This is a genomic window from Chitinophaga sp. RCC_12 (assembly GCF_041360695.1).
Lineage (GTDB): Bacteria > Bacteroidota > Bacteroidia > Chitinophagales > Chitinophagaceae > Chitinophaga.
Map to the genome: position 1 here is coordinate 1 of NZ_JBFUPS010000007.1, position 22,368 is coordinate 22,368.

Consider the following 22,368-nt stretch of genomic DNA (forward strand, 5'->3'; position numbering starts at 1 on the left):
TTAAGATTTTATCTCAAATTGATAAATATATCAGCAAAATAGAAGAGGCTGCATCATTTATTTATGATACAGCCTCTGGTTGACAGATAATTTAGTAAGAAGAATCAGCGGTGGTTATATTTTCTTTTTTGATAGATGCGTTATCGCGGGTGTTGTTCCTGTTTGCAAAATAATACACGGGTATACCGGACAAAGTTATAAATAGTCCCGGCCAGGTAAATCGTGGTTTATAAACAAACAGCAGTCCGCAGAAAGCAATACCCATTAAAATATACAGCACCGGCAACACCGGGTATCCAAACGCTTTGTAAGGCCGGTCGGCATCCGGGCGCTTCTTCCGCAGTATAAAAATGCCTGCTATGGTAAGCATATAAAAGGCCACCACCACAAAAGAGATCATATCCAGTAAATCGCCATAACGGCCGCTGAGACACCATAAGCATGCCACGAGGCATTGTATCCACAGTGCGAAGGAAGGCACCGCAGAACGGTTTAAATCGCCCGCCTTTTTGAAAAACAAGCCATCTTTCGCCATGGTATGGTACACCCGCGCACCCGCTAGTATAAGCCCGTTGTTACAACCAAAAGTGGATATCATGATCATTACTGCAATAAGTACCGTGCCTGTATTTCCCAGCACTGCCTGTGATACGGAAACGGCTACACGATCTTTTGGTGCATTTGCAATTTCTGACAAAGGCAATACGGCGAGATAGGTAATATTGGTGAGCACATAAATGATGGTGACGATCGCGGTTCCTAAAAAAAGACTTAACCCGATATTCCTCCGGGGATTTTTTATTTCCCCGCCAACAAAAGCTACATTATGCCAGGAGTCACTGCTGAACACCGATCCTACCATGGCGGAAGCAATAGCGCCAAAAGCGGCAATGGTACTGTATGATGATATACTGCCATCTGTTGTCAGGGGATGCAGGTTCCACGCATGCTGCCAGTTGGCCTGCCATATTTCGGGTTTAATCGCCAGCAGTCCGAATATGATCAGCGCGGCGAGGCTTACCAGTTTGGTGAGTGTAAAAGTTGTCTGAATAATTTTACCTCCTTCAATGCCCCGTGTATTCATATAGGTCAGCAATACAATTACCCCGATGGAAAGCAGCTGCGCAGCAGTGATATGCAGCGTTCCTACCGACAATAACACGTTTTCTTCACTGAAAGCCGGCAGGAGATAGGCGGTGAATTTGGCGAAGGCTACGCCCACCGCGGCAATGGTAGCTGTTTGTATCACGGTAAAAAAACTCCAGCCATACAGGAAGGCTGTCATAGGATTATAGGCTTCTTTCAGGTAGATGTACTGGCCGCCTGCCCGTGGAAACATACCACTCAGTTCTCCGTAGCTCAATGCAGCCGTAAGGGTCATAAAACCGGTGATCAGCCATACCAGCAGCAGCCATCCGGCGCTCCCGGTATGACGGGTAATATCTGCACTGACAATAAAAATTCCGGAGCCGATCATGCTGCCGGCTACAATCATAGTAGCATCCAGCAACTTAATGGACGGCTTAAAGGTAGGAGCGTCTGACATAGTAGCGAATCGTAGTTTGGTTGATATTACAGGTTTATCTCCCCTAAAACTACAGTTACTTTGCTGGCAATTCTATTCGCTTTTTGATCAATACTATGCAGATTTTGTTGCAGTGCCCGGTGGCGGGTTTTCCAGCTGCTCATATTCCCGCAGGTAACTGCGGGGCGATTTGCGGGTAATACTCTTAAATACCCGGTTAAAATTCGCTATGCTGTTGAAACCACAGTTGTAGGCAACGGTGGCAATACTGTCGTACGAGCCGCCAGCCAGCTTTTTGCAGGCTTCATTGATGCGTACTTCATTCAGGAACGATACAAACGTTAACCGCGTATGCTTTTTGAAATACCGGCAAAAAGCCTGTGGCGTCATATGCGCCTCCCGGGCAATATCTTCCAGCTTTATTTCCGCATCATAATGCTGCATGATATAATTATAGATATACCCGATCCGGATTCCTTCCTGTTCGTTTACAGCCGATAACCTTGATCCGGTGATCAGCGGCTCCAGGTCCTTAATAGTAAGGAAGAAATTGATCAGCTCCACGAAGGCAAGGAACTGCGTAATGCCCTGCGACTGGTGGATTTTCAGCAACCGGCTGGATATTTCCACCACATGGGCCTCCGGTACCTTAAACCCGTTTTGCGACTGGTCTATAAAAGACTTTATCTTTTTAAACTCCGGCAAGCCAAATAAGGGTCCCAGCTTGCCTTCCGGGTTGAAGAAAAGGGTAAGGGCCTGCACATTCTTTTTATTCTTGCTGCCAAAAGGTAATTCCTCGCTCTTTAATACGTGCGGTTGGTTACTGCCTATCCAGTATATTTCATTCGACCAGAAGGCATGCATATTATTTTCCACTATCAAAGTACCATGCCCATGCTGGATCCACGTAAGCTGGATTTCCTCATGACGATGGAGATGCGGATAAAAAGCCGGCAGCCAGTCCTTTTGTGTGATAATGGTTTTATCATGCGCCACAGGTATCGTAAACTGTAATACTTTCATGCACTTACATTATTCTTTTTTTAACACCTTTGAAGAGATTGCAACCAAATTTAGGTGAAGATATGAGAACAAGTTATTAAAAAACGTTTAAAATCTAATCAATGCCTGATGTACTTTTAAAAAATAATCGGACAGGCAGTAAATATTAACTGTCCAGTATACATTTAATTATAGCGGATCAACACAACTTATGAAATACCAACGATTTCTTTACCTGGTGATTTTATGGAGCCTGCCAACCGGGCTGTTGCTCGCACAGCAAAATAAGCCAACACCTTACCTGCCTTCACATGCAGAGATATTGCAGCGATATAAAAAAGTACAGCTGCTGGACAGTATTACCCGGAAAACCATCTTCCGGTACAACGTGGAGGCCAACTGGCTGCCCGACGGGAAGTCGTTCTGGTATGTTGTTACAGGAAAAGACAGTAGTAAAACAGGTTATCTTGTGACGGCTGCCACCGGTAAAAAAGAGGTGATCACCGACACCGCAAAAATTGCGCAACTGGCTAAAGACTACCCCGCTACCCGTCCGGTGAGGCGACATGAACCCAGCCGCTGGGAGAGTTTTGCAACAGACAGCGTATCCCCGGATAAACAATGGGTCGCCACCACGATAGATGGTAATGTGTATGTACGCTCGGTAGCCACCGGCGCTCTCACCCCATTTACAACAGACGGGAAAGCCTCCGGCGACTACTACGGCGCCCTTGCCTGGTCGCCCGACAGCAAATACCTGGTCGGTTACCGCATTCACCCCGTGGAAGACTCCTCCGTGTACTACATACTCACCGACGTACCCGGCACCACCCGCGGACAACTCCGCTCCCAGCCCTATAAGCAGCCGGGCGATCCTTTTACCACCTTCGATATGTACCTGTTTACCCTGGCCGGAAAAACCACCGCTAAAGTAAAAACAGAACAGATCGATTTCTTTGAAGCACCGGAGCTGCACTGGCGGCATAAAGACCCGCGCTACTTCCTTTATGAAAAAGTAGACCGCGGCCATCAGCGCTTCCGCGTGATAGAAGTAGACGCCACCAACGGCAATACCCGCACCATACTGGATGAAAAAACACCTTCCTTTATCTACGAATCACGCCTTTATACCCATTACCTGCCGGAAACCAATGAACTCCTCTGGACATCCGAAAAAGACGGCTGGCGGCATATTTACCTGGTGAATACCCTCACCGGCGAAATTAAAAACCAGGTAACAAAAGGCGATTGGGTAGTCAGGGACATAGACAGCGTAGATGCAAAGAAAAGAGAGATCTGGTTCAGGGCAGGGGGCAGGAATGCCGGGGAAGATCCTTACTTCCTCCATTACTACCGAACAGACTTCGCCGGTCAGCACCTGCTGGACCTCACTCCGGCCACGGGTAACCACCAGGCAATCTTTTCTCCCGATAAAAAATATTTTATAGATAAATACTCACAGGTAAACGTGCCACCGGTAAATGAACTGCGCCGCACGTCCGACGGGAAACTGATCACCGTGTTGGAAAACACAGACGTGAGCGGCTGGGAAGCTACCGGCGTGCCTTTCCCCGTACCTTTTACGGCGAAGGGCCGTGATGGCAAAACAGATATCTGGGGGGTAATGTGCCGGCCCACGGATTACGACTCCACGAAAATGTACCCGGTAGTGGAAAATATCTATGCAGGTCCGCAGGATGCGTTTGTACCCAAGAGTTTTATGAGTTATTATATCGATATGCAAAGCCTGGCTGATCTTGGATTTATTGTAGTGCAGATCGATGGCATGGGCACCGCCAACCGATCAAAAGCATTCCACGATGTATGCTGGAAGAACCTGGTAGACGCAGGCTTCCCGGACCGCATTCTCTGGATCAAAGCACTGGCCCAAAAGTATCCTTTTGTAGATACCTCACGGGTAGGGCTATACGGAACTTCCGCAGGCGGACAAAACGCACTGGGCGGGCTGCTCTTCCATCCCGAATTTTATAAGGCAGCAGTGGCTTCCTGTGGCTGTCATGATAACCGGGTGGATAAGCAATGGTGGAATGAACAATGGATGGGATACCCTGTAGGCAAAGAATATGAGGAACAATCCAATGTAACCAATGCCGGGAAATTGCAGGGCCGCCTGCTGTTGATAGTGGGAGAGGCCGACACAAACGTGCCGCCGGAATCTACTTACCGCGTGATCAACGCATTGATCAAAAAGGGAAAGACCTTCGAATTCCTGCCGGTACCCGGTATGGGGCATAGCGACGGAGGACCCTACGGACGAATTAAACGCCGCGATTTCTTTGTAAAAAGCCTGTTGAATATCAATCCGCCTGACAGAAACATAAACGAGTAAAATATGCCTCTTTTGAAGAAATTATACATGCTCCTCGCCTGCGTGCTGCTGCAGCAGGCAACAGCTTCCGCTCAATCTGCGGATAATGACCTGTACCTCCAGACCAGCGAAGTGAATAACATCATGGTGCAATATGATGCGGATGCCGGTAACCTGCGCCGGTTTTACTTTGTAGACAGCTCACCGGAAGGGTTCACCCGCATGACCACCCTGGTAAAAAGCTACCAGCAACGGCTGGAGCAACTGAACTATGCGGGGCTTAATGTAGGCGCCCAGGTAGATTACACCCTGTTTAAACGCCGGCTTTCACAAACAATGGAGGAACTGTTACTTGCGCAACAGGAAAGCGCACAGGTGAAAAAATGGTTTCCCTTTGCCGATAAAATTTACCAGGTAGAGCAGCATCGCCGCCGGGGAGAGAAACCCGATGCAGCGGCGCTGGCCGCCCAGCTCAGTGAAACAGCCAGGGAGATCATCAAAAAAAGGCAGCAGCTGGAAGGCGACAGCTCGCTCACGCTGCCGCAGATCCGTCGCGGTATCTCTACCCTGAGAGGCTTGCGGGAAGCACTGGGAAATGCTTTTAATTTTTATAACGGCTATGATCCGCTGTTTTCCTGGTGGGTACCCGCTCCCTATAAACAGGTAGACAGCCTCCTGAAAACATATAGCACTACTTTCTCCAATAAAGAAAAAAGTACCGCCCGTATGCCTGATGATGGCAGTGGTATTGCCGGTCACCCTATCGGAAGAGCCGCGTTGATCAAGGGATTACAGGAAGAAATGATTCCCTACACCCCGGAAGAACTGCTGGCCATTGCCAATAAAGAGTTTGCCTGGTGCGATGCAGAAATGGAAAAAGCCACCCGCGAAATGGGATTGGGAACAGACTGGAAAGCGGCCATGGAGAAAGTAAAGAACAGTTACGTGCCCCCGGCAGATCAACCTGCTGAGATGGTGAAGCTATACAACGAATCCGTGGATTTTATAAAACAACACGACCTGATCACCCTGCCACCCCTCGCGGAAGAAACCTGGCGCATGATCATGATGACGCCCGAGCGGCAGCTGGTGAACCCGTTCTTCACCGGTGGAGAGGAATTTAGTGTATCCTATCCCGTTAGCAGCATGAGCCAGGAAGACAAAATGATGAGTATGCGTGGTAACAACCCGCACTTTTCCCGCGCCACTGTTCACCATGAACTGTTGGCAGGACATGCCCTCCAGGAGTTTATGCAGAACCGTTACAAAACCTACCGTCATTTTGAAACGCCTTTCTGGATTGAAGGATGGGCCCTGTACTGGGAACGGTTGTTATGGGACCAGGGATTTGCAAAGTCGCCGGAAGACCGCGTTGGTATGTTGTTCTGGCGTAAGCACCGTTGCGCGCGCATTATCTTCTCTATTAACTACCATACCGGTAAATGGACGCCGCAGCAATGTATTGATTTCCTGGTAGACCGTGTGGGTCATGAGCGGGCAAATGCAGAAGGAGAAGTACGCCGTTCTTTTGTAGGCGGTTACAGCCCGTTGTACCAGATCGCTTATATGATTGGCGGATTGCAGTTTGAAGCGCTGAAGAAAGAGCTGGTAGACAGTGGTAAGATGTCGTTCAAACAATATCATGACGCGGTGCTCCGGGAGAATATGATGCCTGTTGAAATGCTCCGGGCCATCCTGTTGAATAAGCCTGTGCCAAAGGATTTTACCTCCAGCTGGCGTTTTTACAAATTATAATCCTGCCGGGAACGTCTCCGTTGGGAGATGTTCCCCTTTTCCCGCCTTACCAGTTAAAATCAGCAACCTATCAGTTAATTTCCGGGAAGTAATATCCGGTCCTTTTAGATAGATTTGTAATAACAATTGTCAACAATACAATTAAAATAAATCAACCGGAATAAAATCTTATATCTAGTCTACGCACTGTGTGCGGACCTGTAACATCGTATATCAACCAGAATTTTTCAACACTGCTTAAACCTAATCCCATGCAAAAAATTGTCATGGCCTTTATCGCCTTATTGGCGGTCTTACCATCTGTTGCCCAGAACGTAAAAGTCAGCGGCAAAATTACAGATGAAAGAAGTGGGCCACTGCCCGGCGCCTCGGTCAAAATTAAGGGGAACTCCCAGGGGGTAGTTACGGACGACAAGGGGGAATTTTCCCTGGCAGCGCCACCTGACGCTACTTTAGAGTTCAGTTTTATCGGCTATCTTAAACAGGAACAGAAATTAAAAGGCCGCACACATCTCAGCGTAGTACTTACCGCCCAGAGCGGCGCACTGGGAGATGTAGTGGTGATCGGCTACCAGACGGTGAACCGGCGTAAAGCCACTGCCGCCGTTTCCAGCATCAAAGGAAAAGACATTGAAAACATTCCGGCCGGTAGTTTTGAACAGCTCCTGCAGGGACGCATGGCCGGCGTAAATGTGCAGAACTTCACCGGGGAACCCGGCGCGGCACCCACCATCTCTGTGAGGGGTAACACCGCTATCGGTACGTCTTACCAAAGCAATCAGTATAAAATATTAAACAAGCCGTTGTACGTAATTGATGACGTACCGCAGTTCAACGATGATATGGTGGGACCGGACATTGGTACCGGTACCAACAATATCGCCGGTTTGAACCCCAACGAAATAGAATCGGTTGATGTGCTGAAAGATGCCGCTGCCGCTGCTGTGTATGGCTCACGTGGCGCCAACGGCGTAATCATCATCAAAACAAAACGTGCCCGTACCGGAGCACCGCGCTTCAGCGTGTCGGCCTACGGCGGTTTAACGCAAATCCCTAAACTCCGCCAGGTATTGGTAGGCGCGGCGGAGCGCCGCGAAAAGATCCGCCTGTATGATGATGCGTTTGAAAATAACTACGACAGGCTGACGCATAAAAATCTCATCATGACGGATAGCCTGAACCCCGATCTGAATAAGTCTACCGACTGGCAACGCCTGTTTTACCGCAACGGATTTGTGCGGAACGTGGACTTTAACGTATACGGGGGAACGGAGTACAATACCTATCGCCTGTCGGCCGGTATGTACATGGAAGATGGCATTGTGAAAGCCTCGGGATTTAAACGCTATACGCTTAACTACTCCTCTTCTATACGTACCAAAAACGGTGCGCTGGAAGTAGTACCCAATATCCGGCTGGCCCGCATGGAAAGAGGGCGCGGTTCCGGTAGTGCAGATCTTTTTGGAGCAGTAGGACAAAGCATGCCTTCCTCCCTGTTCGCACCGGATGAGAACAGCTTGCAGCGCGTATTAGGACGCTATTCCAGTAATATGGATATCAACACGGATAACCAGGTAAATGGCGATATCTCTATACAGTTACGGTTATCCAGCCAGTTGTCGTTCCGCTCGCGTAACTCGGTGTCGATGGTGATGAGCCGCCGCGATGTGTCGGTGCCGGGAGAACTGAATTCAGACCTTGGCAACTCGGCTTCATCTACCAGCGGGTTGCAGCAAAGTTATACTACCTCTAATGACCTGAACTGGAACGCGGTATTTGGAAAAGGAAAAGAACACACCATTAATGCCATTGTAGGGCAGGAAGTACAGTACAGCACTTACCAGAACACCTATGCGCGCGGCGACCGCGGCGCCAGTGATCAGATCCAGGTAGTGAATGGTTTCCCGCAGGGGCCTTACCTGTACGGCAGTTCGTCCTACGCAGCCTTTGGTATTCTCTCCCTGTTTTCAAGGGTGAACTATGATTACAAAAGTACCTATCTCTTTTCCGCATCCCTGCGTGGGGATGCCGCTTCCAGCTTCGGTCCGGATAATAAATGGGGATATTTCCCCGCTATCTCCGCAGGCTGGATGATCAGTAATGAGCCTTTTATGCGGCGTTATTCCAGCTGGTTATCCATGCTGAAACTGCGCGGCAGTTATGGTGTGCTGGGTAACCTGCCAGGCGATTATTATTTGCAGTATAGTCTTTATAACGTAGGCGGCGCCGGGTATAACGGCAGCGGATTGAGCCCCAATACTTACAACGGCGCCGTAACCATTACCCCGCAATTCGGCTCTGGTGGTGTAGCGCAGAAAGATATCAGCTGGGAGAAAACCGCCAGCTGGAACGGCGGGATAGAGGCAGAACTGATGAATGGTAAATATTATTTCAGTGCCGACGTATATGTGAAGAACAGCAAAGCAGGACTCATTGACATGAACCTGCAGAGTACTACCGGTATTGCCACCGCCAAAACAAACGGTGCACAATTACGCAATTCCGGTATTGATATCAATTTCCAGTTCAGGAATGTAATGCCGGAGAAGAGCGCGTTGCGTTGGGAAATAATGTGGAATGTAAGTATGAACCAGAACCTAGTGGTAAGCATGCCTAACAATAACCGTGATCTTACCTTTGGTAATTTGTTTAACACCACGCATATCCTCACCCGCGGAAAAGCAGTGAATACTTTCTACCTGCTGAAAACACTGGGCGTATACGCTACCGATGATGATGTGCCCACAGACAAATACACCGGTAAGAAATTCCAGGTGGGAGCAGTGAACGATCCTGCTTCCAATAATCCATTCCGGGCCGGAGAGTTTATTTTTGCGGACCTGGATGGCGATGGTATTATCGATGCCTTTAACGGAGGTATCACAGGAGATAAAATTCCGTATGGCAATCCCAATCCTTTTCTCACTGGTGGTATTACGCAAAATTTTTACTGGAAGAATTTCACCTTCGGGTTCCTTTGCACTTTCACGTTTAAGAGAGATGTGCTGAACCTGTATGAGTCGGATACCTATGGCCGCTACGGCTGGGATGGTTCCGGTAACGAGTTCTCCAAGTATGCAGTGTCAGATCTTTCTTCCATGAATATCTGGCGCAAGCCCGGCGATAAGGCCCAGTATGCAAGAATGGATATCGGTACTTACCGCTATTACTATCGTGCCGATCAAACTTTCTTCCTGGAGAAAGGTGATTATTTCAGGATCAAAAATGTATCATTTGGCTATACCCTCAAAGAAAAAGCGCTGAAGCCGCTGCACCTGAACCGCCTGCGGTTTTACGGGCTGATGGACAATGTGTATATGTTCCAGGCTTCCAAAAGATTACCGGATGCGGAGAATGTGAACCCTTACGGCGAGTATAACGGTGTCGGCTATCCGAGCCCGCATAAATATACACTGGGCATCGATGTAGGATTTTAAAAACAGCTAAACACTTTTTATGAAACGGACTTTAATTATCATCATTATAGTGGCAGCATTTTTATCGGGGTGTAAGAAAATGCTGAACCAGGAGCCCAAGGATACTACTTACGAGGAGAAATTCTGGAAGTCGGAAAATGATATGAAGAAGGCATTGGCAGGCGCGTACGCTTCGCTGCGCGCCAATATGCTTGAACAGGATTACCTTCATAACCTGGGCGACATGACGCTGGGTGATCAGTTTATCGTCATCAGGAGCGGACCCTATTTTTCCAACTCCGACTGGAACATACAGGTGGGTAAGTTTGAAATGAACTACCTCGATGTTTTCCGGAACTGGTCGAGGTTTTACAGCACTATTCTTCAAACAAACCTGATACTGGAAAAACTGCCACTGGTACCAGACGATACTTTCCTGGATGACCCGGAAAAAGGCCGGAAAAACATTGCCGGGCAAACTCTTTTTATCCGCTCCTATGTTTACTTCCAGCTGCTCCGCACCTTTGGCGATGTGCCGCTGGTGTTAACACCGGATCCTGATCCCATTGCCAACAAACCGCTGGCACGCACCGATAAGAACCTGGTGGTGCAACAGATTCTGAATGACCTGGATTCGGCCGCCAACTGCCTGGATATGGCATATGAAGTGGAGTCCAACAGGGGCACAGTGCCTAATAAAGCTGCGGTAATGGCGCTGCAATCCCAGGTATACCTGTGGCGCGCCTGCGTGATCAAAAAGCCGGTGTTTGAGGCTACTCCCGATATGGCCGATGTAGCAAAAGCTTCGGCACTGGTGGAAACTATTATTGGCAGCGGGTTATATGGCTTGCCGGCTCCCACCGGGAGGATAGACAGCATCCAGTATGCGAAGGCATTTACCGGTAACACCCGCGAAAGTATCTTTGAATTGTATACACGGTATGCTTATAACGAAGGTTCCAACAACCTGATGCCTATGAAGTTTTTAAGGATTCCCGTACTGGCAAAAGCAGATTGGAGCGACCTGCTGCTGGGCAACAGCTTTGTTGGTAACCTGTATCCCCGTATTATTCAAACGGGACCTAATCCGGAGGATACACTACCTAATACGGATATACGGAGAAGTTTGTTTCTCTATGATGCAGACGGCGCCCAACCCATCTTTACAAAATACAGTAACATTATCTATAACAATCCTAATCAACAGGCGGAACCTTACCTGGATAACAATGTTTCCCTGATCCGTTATGCAGATGTATTGCTGAACCGCATGGAAATTGCCGTGTATAAAGGACAACTGGGAGAAGCCTATTCACAGCTGCGGAGTTTCCGCCGCTCGCGCAACCTGCCGCAGATGGACTCTGCGATGTATGTGAGTGAGTCGCCGCTGAGTTATAACAGCCTGCTGGATGAAATCATGACGGAGCGCTCACGCGAGCTGTTTATGGAAGGCCAGCTGTATTTTGATGATGTGAGAATGAAGCGGTCCGTGGTTCCCTGGCTTACGCCCTCCAGGTACAACCAGGAAGGCTTCCTGCTGCCGCTGGATCCCGCGTTGTTCAATAACAACAGGCTGCTGGTGCAGAATAAATACTGGGCAGGTAAAATTTAATTTTTATCCAAATTATTCATCATGAAGATCATTCATCTGTTACTCGGATCACTGCTGATCCTGGCAGCATGTAAAAAAGATAACTACCTGGTTAATGAAGGTAATACTGACGTGGAGAGGATCAGGAAGATGTCGACCTACGATTTCCTGAAGGAAAGTAAAGTGCTGGATACCGTGGTGATGCTGATTGACCGCGCCGGTATGAAAGACGAGATCAACGGCGACATCACGTTCTTTTCGCCCACTAATTTGGGTGTGACCAGTTTCCTGGCGCAGCAAACACGCGCCATACAAAGGAAGTATAATAATGAGAACATCAAATTCACATTGGATAGTTTGACGACAGACAGTATTAAGTTCTTCCTGCGGCGGCATATATTCAAAGGCGTACTTGATAAAAAAGCCATGAGCTATACAAAGAAGAGCTTCACCAACATCAACAGTGAGGGTAATTATTTCCTGCTGCTGGAGAAGTATTATATCGATGTAAGCGGTATCCGGTCAACTACCAACAGGATACAGATACGGCGGGTATTCGGACTGGCAGATGAAGACGTGCCGGATGGTACGGAGAACACGGAACCTGATTTTTACGCGTATGTGCAAACTTCTGAAGTGCGTACTGCTACGGGTATGGTGCATGTATTAGAGGCCAACGCCAACATGGGATTTTACATTTACAGGGAAAACTAAAATAAGATGACTATGAAATATATCTTATTCGCCATCATCGCATTTGTATTGATGAATACGGCATGTAGCAAAGTGGAAGAAGGTTTTCTGAGCGATGGTATCCGTTACAAAAGCCCGGAGATATTTATTCCAAAGGGGATTACCGCCCGCTATCCCGGTATTTTATTTGATGGATCTACACCACCGGTAAAATTTGAAATGCTGGATATACGGCCGGTGGGCGGCGGCAAATTGCCAGGGGCATTTACAACGAGGTACCCGGTATGGGTATTTAAAGATAAAATGTCTTTTGACCCGGATACCGATACCACCATCGCCCTTTTACGCGCAAAACAGGACAGTTTGCAGGAGTTGCCTTTTGAGTTTAACCCGGTAAACGGCGGATTCCTGTTTAAATCGCCTTCCGCCTTTATTCCCAATGGTGTGTATGAGTTTGACGTGAAGGCAACGAATGTAAACGGGAGCAGGGTATATCAGAATCTGGCCCGGCTGCATATTGAAGATCCGGAGTATATCCGCATGACGGAAGTACCGGTGATCCCCGGTTTCGACTCTGTTACCAATACTTTCCCGGGTGAAATGAAAGGAACGATGGAGTTAAAACGTATATCCGCTACCGGTACCAAAGTAATGTTGAAAATCATGGATAAGAACGGTAAACTGTTTAATCCGAAGAACGGAGAAGTGATCACCCGTGGTGATCGCCCCTCTTTTGCTTCCTATGCGAGGTTTAACCCGGTGATTGTAACAGATACAGCACTTATCACGGACTATGCCATCGCTCCTTATCCGTCCAAGCTGATCCCGGGTTATGTAAATTACCTGATCTATTACCGTATCCCGGCGTGGTTTATTAAGATGGATGGCGCCGCTGCCAAAGCCTGGGCGGCCAATCCACGGTTTGGTTTCCAGATACTATTTGAAGGCAGCTATGAAGTGACGATAAGAATGCCTAACGTGACGAAGTTATAAGTAACTAAAGAAAGACACAATGACTGGGTGTAAGAAACATGGATGGTTTATAGTATTAATGATCTGTTTTGCTTTGCCTGCCATAGCTCAGCATCCTGATGCCCTGATGTTGAAGGAAGCGGCGTTTGCAACAGGCGACTCGCTGCAGTGGGCTGCACCCGGCTATAACGACCGCCACTGGAAGCGGATAAAGGTTGGTGAAGTGTGGCAGTCGCAGGGATTCCCGGACTATCATGGATATGGCTGGTACCGTATGAAGGTGGTGATTCCCCGCAGCCTGAAGCAGCAGGCTGCCTGGAAAGATTCATTGCGAATTTATCTCGCGCATGTAAATGATGTGGATGAAACCTGGCTGAATGGTGTGCGGATAGGGCAAACCGGTAGCTTCCCGCACGATGCGGGTGGTTATGCTAGCAAGTGGCCATACATCCGGGAGTATCATATTCCGGCTTCAGACAGCGCTATCCGCTGGGACGCGGAAAACGTGATAGCTGTAAGAGTGTTTGATGGCGGTGGTACGGGAGGGATTTTTATGGGCATACCTTACGTAGATCTGCTCCGGAAAATGGATGGTATCCGGCTAACCCTTCCGGAAGACCAGATTATTTTCCGTGATAAGAAAACATCGCTGCCAGTGAAATTGACGAATGTGTTCAATACTACGGTAAAGGGCACACTCCGCAGCGATATATTTGATATAGCGGCCGGAAAGAAGATTGCCAGCCATACGCAAGCCATGACACTTACACCCGGCTCAAAAGGCGCGTTTATCATGGAGGCGCCTCACAGAGCGGGTATCCGTTTACGTTATTGCTTCACAGAAACGGCTACCGGGCATCAGCTAAAGGGAGAACTGGACGTGCCTTACCTCCAGACACCGGCGCCGGCGCCAGTACCGCGGATTAACAGTGCCCCGGTGTATGGTGTTAGTCCGGGTGCAACCGTCATTTTCAAAGTGGCGGCCACCGGAACAGCACCGCTTCATTACAACGCATCGGGGCTGCCGGAAGGGTTAACAATCGACAGCGCTAATGGCGTGATTACCGGCGTGGTAAAACAGGCCGGCAATTATCGTATAGGTGTTACTGTGAGGAATGCATTGGGAGTCGCTACACAATCGCTGCTGCTCAAGGCAGGCGGTGTTATTGCATTAACGCCGCCAATGGGATGGAACAGTTGGAATTGCTGGGGACTCAGCGTGAGTGAGGAAAAAGTAAAAAGCTCTGCCCAGGCGATGCTCGACAAAGGCCTGGCCGATCACGGCTGGAATTATATCAATGTTGATGACGGCTGGCAGCAACCCCGGCGTGCTGCCGACAGCAGTATCCTTCCTAACGGAAAGTTCCCTGATATGAAAGGACTGGGCGATTGGTTGCATAAGAGGGGATTGAAATTTGGACTGTATTCTTCTCCTGGCCCACTTACCTGTGGCGGATTCCTGGGCTCTTACCGGAATGAGGAGAAGGATGCCGCCACCTATGCCGGCTGGGGAATTGACTACCTTAAATACGACTGGTGCAGCTACGACCAGGTGATGCCCGCCGATACCAGCCTGGAAACGTTCATTCACCCGTTCCGTGTGATGCAGCAGGCCATCCGGAAGTATCCGCGTGATATTGTGTATAATCTATGCCAGTATGGACTGAGGGAAGTGTGGAAATGGGGTTCCCGGGTGGATGCGCAAACCTGGCGCACTACAGAAGACATTGATGATACCTGGGAAAGCATGGCTGGCATCGGCTTCGGACAATATCCACTTGAAAAGTATGCCCGCCCCGGCAACTGGAACGATCCGGACATGATGATCGTAGGGCAGGTAGGTTGGGGCGAAAATCTGCATCCTACGCGGCTTACACCGGACGAGCAATATACGCATGTTAGTTTATGGAGCTTGCTGGCCGCCCCGTTACTTATCGGGTGCGATATCAGCAGGATAGATACTTTTACGCTTAACCTGCTTACTAATGATGAAGTGCTGGCTATTGACCAGGACACGCTGGGTATGGCTGCGGGGCGACGTATAGCCACTGCGCACTATGAAGTATGGGTGAAACCGCTGGCCGATGGGAGTAAGGCGATAGGTATTTTTAATAAAGACCTGCAATACCGCCGCGTCACCGTGCCGTGGAAAGATATCGGTATGCCTGCAAGGCCACAGGTAAGGAATGTATGGACCCAGCGGAACCTGGGGGTCATTCCCGTTGCCTACACCGCAGATATACCCCCGCATGGGGTAGTGCTGCTTCGCTGCAGCGACTAATAATCCTGTAGCGGTTCTCATTATATCAGTAAATTGATAGCATAGTTATCCTGGCGGAGGTAGTAATCGATTGCAGGAAACTTTGCGACAGACAGGGTTTCAGGGATTGACAAAATGTTGGGAATACTCGTTAATATCTACGCAGTATTCCTCTTTTTTTATCGATACTTTTAAATGTCATTATGACAATTATATCCGGTGCGCATACTTTGCCGGCCGTGATCCATTCATGTTATGAATATTTCCCTCTTACCAGGGGCAAAATCAGTAAAATCCCGTGCTGGATCAGCATCTGCGGTATGACAAATAATTGTTATTTAGACAGTTATAAAACATTATATTCGAAGACTATAAAGACAAAAGGTATGAGATCATTTTGGGGAAAGGCGGCGCTGGCCGGCGCCGGTATGCTGATGGCCAACACTATCGTGCAGGCGCAGTTGCAGAAAGATTATCCGATTAAACCGGTGGCCTTTACGCAGGTACGGGTGAATGACAATTTCTGGGCGCCGAAAATAAGAACAAACGCCAGTGTAACGATTCCGTATACGCTGGAGCAATGTAAAAAAACAGGTCGCATCGATAATTTTTTACGCGCGGCAGGTAAAATCCCGGGAGATAAGCTCACCGAATACACCTTTGATGATACCGATCTGTATAAAGTAATAGAAGGCGCTTCTTACGGGTTGCAGATGCAGCCTAATCCCGGTTTGGAAAAGTACCTGGATACACTGATCAGTATTATCGGCGCCGCCCAGGAGAAAGATGGATATCTCTATACCTTCCGCACCGTGAAAGCGGCGAAACCACATGAATGGATTGGCAGTAAGAGATGGGAGAAGGAAGAGGATCTGAGCCATGAATTATATAATTCGGGTCATCTGTTTGAGGCGGCGGTAGCACATTACCAGGCTACCGGTAAAAAAACGCTGCTTAATATTGCTATCCGCAATGCCGACCTGCTGGTACGTGACTTCGGCTGGGGGAAGGAGGAAAAATTCCCAGGCCACCAGATCGTGGAAACAGGGCTCACCCGGCTATACCGTGTAACCGGCAATAAGTCGTATCTCGACCTGGCAAAATTTTTCCTGGACGTTCGCGGACCAGGTAGCAAATACAGCCAGGAATACAGTCAGTCGAACAAAAAAGTAACAGATCAGCACGAAGCCGTAGGACATGCCGTACGTGCTACCTATATGTACACCGGTATGGCCGATGTAGCCGCCTTAACAGGTGATCGCAAATACCTGGAAGCCATTGATGATATCTGGGATGATGTGGTGGACCGGAAACTGTATATCACCGGCGGTATTGGCGCCACCGGCGCAGGAGAGGCCTTTGGCGCCGCATATGAATTGCCGAACATGTCGGCTTACGCGGAAACCTGCGCCGCCATTGCCAACGTATACTGGAACAGCCGCATGTTCCTCCTGCACGGCGATGCGAAATATATTGATGTGCTGGAACGTACACTGTACAACGGTTTGCTCTCCGGGGTATCCATCAGCGGCGACCGTTTCTTTTATCCCAACCCGCTGGCCTCCATGGGACAGCATCAGCGAAGCGCCTGGTTTGGATGCGCCTGCTGCATTTCCAATATGACCCGCTTCCTGCCTTCTATGCCGGGGTATGTGTATGCGCAGAAAGACAATGACCTGTACGTAAATCTTTTTGTGGGCGACTCCGCTACTATTCAGTTGAAAGCCGGTAAAGTAAATATCGTGCAGCAAACGGACTATCCCTGGAATGGAAAAGATGACATCACTATCAATACCGCCAAACCTACCACATTCTCGCTCCGGGTGCGTATTCCGGGCTGGGCAGAAAACAGGCCGGTACCAGGCAACCTGTATTTTGAAGACGACAGTTCAGCCGTAAAAATCCCCATCCTGCTCAATGGTAGCCCTATCGACTATAAGACAGAAAAAGGTTATGCGGTGATCAGCCGCTCCTGGAAAAAAGGAGATAAGGTGACACTGGAGTTCCCGATGGAAGTAAGAAAGATCCTGGCTGCCGATGCAGTAAAGGACGACCACTCCCGCTTTGCACTGGAACGCGGCCCTATTATGTATTGCCTGGAAGGACCGGATAATAAAGACGCTACTGTACAGAATATCGTAGTGGATAAACAGGCATTGGTTTCTCCCGTGTATCGCCCGGATCTGCTCAGTGGGGTAATGACCCTGCAAATGCCTGGCAATTCCGCCAGCCGGCAACTGCATTCCGATTTACTGATTAAAAGCAATCAAACGGTAACGGCTATACCCTATTTTTCCTGGGCTAACCGCGGTCCTGCTGAAATGACCGTATGGATTCCGTTTGAAGCTTCAGCTGCCCGTCCAAAACCTGCACCCACCATTGCTTCCAAAAGTAAGGTAACAGCGTCTGTAAAAAATCAGCGCATGTATATGGCCCTGAATGATCAGTACGAGCCAAAGGATTCCAAAGATAACAGCGCCCTTTACCTGCATTGGTGGCCCGCCAAAGGCACCACGGAGTGGGTGCAGTATACATTCGACAGTACTCACACCGTAAGCAGTTCCAAAGTGTATTGGTACGACGACGGTCCTTTTGGTGGATGCAGGGTGCCTGCTGCCTGGAAGCTGTATTACAAGCAGGGAGCCGAATGGAAACCGGTAAATGCCAAAACGCCCTACACGGTGGAAAAGGATAAGTATAACGTGATCACTTTTGAGCCGGTGGCCACCACTGCCTTAAAACTGGAAATACAATTACCGGCAGACAATGCCACCGGAATACACGAATGGATCGTTGAGTAATATATGAATCGCATGAAACAAGGCTTTCTGGCCGTTATCTGCCTGCTTGCAGGAAGTAGCCCCGCCATTGCCCAGAACAGGGCTGTAATCACCATCAATACCACGGAAAAGGGTGCTGCTATCCCGGCTACCTTGCACGGCGTTTTCTTTGAAGAGATCAGTCATGCCGGGGAAGGAGGACTATACGCTGAAATGGTGCAAAACCGTGGCTTTGAAGATCACCGCATTCCTGCCGGCACAAAGCTGGAAAATGGCTGGCTGGTACCTTTCCCGCAAAAGCCGCATTTTATGCTGCATGGCCAGGTATCGGACTGGAAAATGGAATGGCCGTTGCAAAGCCGGTGGCCGGCCTGGCATGCGGAAAAAAATACGCAGCTGTCGCTGGTAACGGATCATCCGCTGAATGCCGCAACGCCGCATGCGATGCAGGTGAAAATAACCGGGAAAGATGCAGCCCTGGTGAATGAAGGCTTCTGGGGTATGAACGTGGAAAAGGGAGCCGCCTACCGGTTGTCCTTCTTTGCAAATACCGTTAACGGCTATACGGGAAAAGTAACCGCTTCGCTGCAAACCGCATCAGGACAAATCCTGGCAGATACGGTGTTGCAGATCAGCAGTTCCACTTCCTGGAAAAAATATAACGCCACCCTTACGGCGAAGGGAAGCGATCCTGCCGGGCGGCTGGTACTCACCTTTCATCAAAACGGCACCCTGCTGCTGGATATGGTATCCCTGTTCCCGGTGCATACCTTCCGCGACCGCCCCAATGGCATGCGGGCAGATATTGCCGCGCTTATCCAAAAAATGAAGCCTGCCTTTGTACGCTGGCCTGGCGGTTGTTATGTGGAAGGGATCACTGTGGAAAGCGCACCCAATTGGAAAACCACGATTGGCCCGGTGGAACAGCGCCCGGCTTCGTATAGTCCATGGGGTTATTGGAGCAGCAACGGTTTCGGATATCATGAATACCTGCAATTCTGTGAAGATATCAACGCCGCCGCATTGTATGTTTTTAATGTGGGCATTTCCTGTGAATACCGCAGCGGCACCTTTGTGCCAGATGATAGTGTAGCGCCCTATATCCAAAGTGCATTGGATGCCATTGAATATGCGGTTGGTCCGGTTACTTCCCGCTGGGGAAAACAACGTGCGGCCAATGGCCACCCAGCACCGTTTCCGCTCAGGTACGTAGAGGTGGGAAATGAGCAGCACGGCCCGGATTATGCAAAGCGGTACAACCTTTTTTATGACGCCATTCACAAGAAATATCCGCAAATAGAAATTATTGCCAGCATGGGCATCGGTGATGTAAACCGCCATACCCTCGATAGTATGCAGCATACAGATATCGTGGATGAACATGCCTATAAAGATGCCGGCTGGAGCCTGCGCAACTTTGATCACTTCGATAAATACAAACGTGGCAATTGGCAGATGTATGTAGGAGAGTATGCCACCAACGCCGGTGTGGGCAATGGTAACATGCAGGCGGCCCTCAGCGATGCCGTGTATGTAATGAGCATGGAGAAAAATGCCGACCTGGTAAAAATGAGCAGCTATGCACCTTTATTGGTAAATGAACATGATGTGGACTGGCCCGTGAATCTTATTCACTTCAACGCAGGCGCCAGCTTCGCAAGGATCTCCTATTACGCGCTCAACATGCTCAATGATCATAAAGCCACTTTCAACTACCCGGTAACAACCACCCTGCTGCCGGAAAAGAATGTAACACCGAAATTTTCAGGAAGTATTGGTCTCGCTACCTGGGATACAGAAGCAGAATATAAAGATATCACCGTCGTACAACAGGGAGATACGGTTTATAACAGTCGCCTTGATCCGCAGCTAACCGGCTGGCTCCCGGTAAGGGGCAGCTGGGAAAAACAATCCGGCCTGCTGGCGCAAACAGCCGCTGGTGCGCAACAACTGGCTGTCCTGAAGGGGCATCACTTTAACGCCTATACGTTGTCGCTTAAAGCCCGTAAAACCGGCGGGGTCAATGCCTTTATTATTCCTTTTGCAGTAAAGGATACCAATACCTGCTTACGTGCACATATAGGCTCCTGGCTGAATTCCAATGCCATGTTCGAAAGCCTTACCAACGGATACGACGTGGCCGGTATCAGTAATCCGGTGCGACTGAAAGCCCCATTGGAATCAGGCCGCTGGTATGATATCCGTCTCGAGGTAAATAATGATGAAGTGAAATGTTTTGTAGATGATGCACTGCTCATGACCTACCGCGAGCCGCAAAAATTATTTTTCATTGCAGGCCGGGATGAAAAGAACGGGGATATTATCCTCAAGATCGTGAATGCCGGTGAAAGTGCTGTAGATGCGGATATCCGGCTGGAGGGTGCTTCCGTGAGTTCTGTTGCGCAAGTGATTACATTGACGGCAGATAAACCGGATGCAGAGAATTCATTTGCATCGCCGGAAGCCTATACACCGCATACTTCTACTATTCAAAATGCAGCGGCACAGTTCAACTGGAGCGTACCCGCATTGTCGGTGAATATTATCCGCCTGAAATCACCGCGCATAGCGTTCAATGTGCGCATGCCTGATCCGGCTGCCGGCGTATACGAAGTGGAAATGAACTATAAAACAGACAGCACCACCCACACCACGGTGAAGCTCCCGGTGTGGACACCCGGTTACTATCAACTGATGGACTATGCCGGACAGGTAAAAGATTTTCATGTATATAACACCGCTAATGATACATTGCGGTGGCACAAAACAAGCGCCAACAGCTGGGAGATCGTTCATACACCCGGCGCTGTAATAAAGATCACTTATAAGATAAGCGCCCACCGCAATTTTGTAGCGACCAGCTACCTGGATAAGGATCACGGCTATATTACACCAGCAGGCGTTTTTATGCACCCGGAAGGGAAAACAGAGAGCCCCATTGTGCTCACCGTGCAGCCATATGGCAACTGGCAGGTGGCAACGGGAATGGATACACTTAGTAAGCATACTTATACAGCCGCCAGCTTTGATGTACTGTACGACAGTCCCTTGCTGATGGGGGAGCTGAAATCTTTTCCCGCCTTTAAAGTAAAAGGGATTCCTCATTATTTTACGGCCTTTCAGCCAGGTAACTTCAACCGCGCCCAGTTCATGGACGACCTGGAAAAGATAGTCAGCACAGCAGCCGGAATCATCGGGGATATTCCCTACAACCAATACACGTTTCTGGGAATCGGACCAGGCCAGGGTGGGATAGAGCATTTGAATTCAACAGCCGTATCTTTTACCGGCGACGAATTAAATGATAAAGCAGCGCGTCAGCGGACCTATAGTTTCCTGGCACATGAATATTTTCATCATTATAATGTGAAGCGGATCCGCCCGGTGGAACTGGGACCTTTTAATTATGATGCTGCTAATCGTACAAAACTGTTGTGGGTGTCGGAAGGGTTCACTGTCTACTATGAGTACCTGGTGCTGCAAAGGGCTGGATTAATGTCAGGCGCCAACCTGCTGCAGGCGTTGCACGGGCATATACAGTCGTGTGAGCAACGTCCGGGCAACAGGGTACAATCTGTTACCGCTGCCAGCTATGAAACCTGGGACGACGGCCCTTTTGGCGGTGATCCGGCCAAAACTATTTCCTGCTATGAAAAAGGACCGGTGCTTGCCTTCCTGCTGGATCTGCGGATCCGCCATGCTACCCACAATCAGCAATCGCTGGATGATGTGATGCGGACTTTATACCGTCAATATTATTTGCAACTGCAACGTGGATTTACACCGGAAGAGTTCCGGAAAACATGTGAAACCATTGCCGGCCAATCCCTGGCCGACTTCTTCGTATACGTGGAAACGCCTGCCCCTGTTAACTATCAGCAATACCTGTCTTACGCTGGTTTAACGATGAATAACACAGGCATACATGCACTTCCTGCTGCCAATGCCCTGCAACTGGATATCCGTAAAGCATACGGTATAACGGATTAATTCTCCCTGCGTCTTCTGATCTAGTGAATCTTTTATTTATACTTTGTAGTACAAA

Annotated in this window: 11 protein-coding genes; 9 read left to right on the plus strand and 2 right to left on the minus strand. The window is 49.1% G+C overall.

What is annotated here, in order from left to right; all coding sequences use genetic code 11:
* Window positions 1–91 precede the first annotated feature (91 nt).
* Both AB6805_RS20260 and AB6805_RS20265 read right to left on the minus strand, forming a co-directional pair.
* On the minus strand, window positions 92–1,546 hold the full coding sequence (locus AB6805_RS20260) for an APC family permease (protein ID WP_370911259.1): 1,455 nt from the start codon (window positions 1,544–1,546) through the stop codon (window positions 92–94).
* A 93-nt stretch (window positions 1,547–1,639) separates the two neighbouring features.
* Window positions 1,640–2,548, minus strand: coding sequence for an AraC family transcriptional regulator (locus tag AB6805_RS20265; RefSeq protein WP_370911260.1), 909 nt, complete (start codon window positions 2,546–2,548; stop codon window positions 1,640–1,642).
* Between the two features lie 190 nt (window positions 2,549–2,738).
* On the opposite strand from AB6805_RS20265, the gene AB6805_RS20270 reads away from it, so the two are divergent.
* The 9 genes from AB6805_RS20270 (at window position 2,739) to AB6805_RS20310 (ending at window position 22,313) form a co-directional block, all read left to right on the plus strand.
* Window positions 2,739–4,877: a prolyl oligopeptidase family serine peptidase gene (locus AB6805_RS20270; RefSeq protein WP_370911261.1), complete on the plus strand. Its 2,139-nt coding sequence runs from the start codon at window positions 2,739–2,741 to the stop codon at window positions 4,875–4,877.
* A 3-nt stretch (window positions 4,878–4,880) separates the two neighbouring features.
* Complete coding sequence (locus AB6805_RS20275) at window positions 4,881–6,611, plus strand: DUF885 family protein (RefSeq protein WP_370911262.1); 1,731 nt, start codon at window positions 4,881–4,883, stop codon at window positions 6,609–6,611.
* Between the two features lie 251 nt (window positions 6,612–6,862).
* Window positions 6,863–10,048, plus strand: coding sequence for a SusC/RagA family TonB-linked outer membrane protein (locus AB6805_RS20280; RefSeq protein WP_370911263.1), 3,186 nt, complete (start codon window positions 6,863–6,865; stop codon window positions 10,046–10,048).
* Window positions 10,049–10,067: 19 nt separating this feature from the next.
* Window positions 10,068–11,639 (plus strand): RagB/SusD family nutrient uptake outer membrane protein, encoded by a 1,572-nt coding sequence (locus tag AB6805_RS20285; RefSeq protein ID WP_370911264.1) that lies wholly within the window; start codon window positions 10,068–10,070, stop codon window positions 11,637–11,639.
* Window positions 11,640–11,660: 21 nt separating this feature from the next.
* A complete protein-coding gene (locus tag AB6805_RS20290; RefSeq protein WP_370911265.1) occupies window positions 11,661–12,332 on the plus strand; it encodes a fasciclin domain-containing protein in 672 nt (223 codons plus the stop codon).
* A gap of 12 nt (window positions 12,333–12,344) precedes the next feature.
* A complete protein-coding gene (locus AB6805_RS20295; RefSeq protein ID WP_370911266.1) occupies window positions 12,345–13,304 on the plus strand; it encodes a hypothetical protein in 960 nt (319 codons plus the stop codon).
* 73 nt (window positions 13,305–13,377) lie between these two features.
* Entirely contained in the window at window positions 13,378–15,564 is a 2,187-nt protein-coding gene (locus AB6805_RS20300; protein ID WP_370911267.1) for a putative Ig domain-containing protein, read from the plus strand.
* A gap of 365 nt (window positions 15,565–15,929) precedes the next feature.
* A complete protein-coding gene (locus AB6805_RS20305; protein WP_370911268.1) occupies window positions 15,930–18,344 on the plus strand; it encodes a glycoside hydrolase family 127 protein in 2,415 nt (804 codons plus the stop codon).
* Window positions 18,345–18,356: 12 nt separating this feature from the next.
* Window positions 18,357–22,313 carry an alpha-L-arabinofuranosidase C-terminal domain-containing protein gene (locus AB6805_RS20310; protein WP_370911269.1) on the plus strand — a complete coding sequence of 1,319 codons (3,957 nt, stop codon included), beginning with the start codon at window positions 18,357–18,359 and terminating at the stop codon, window positions 22,311–22,313.
* Window positions 22,314–22,368: the final 55 nt, after the last annotated feature.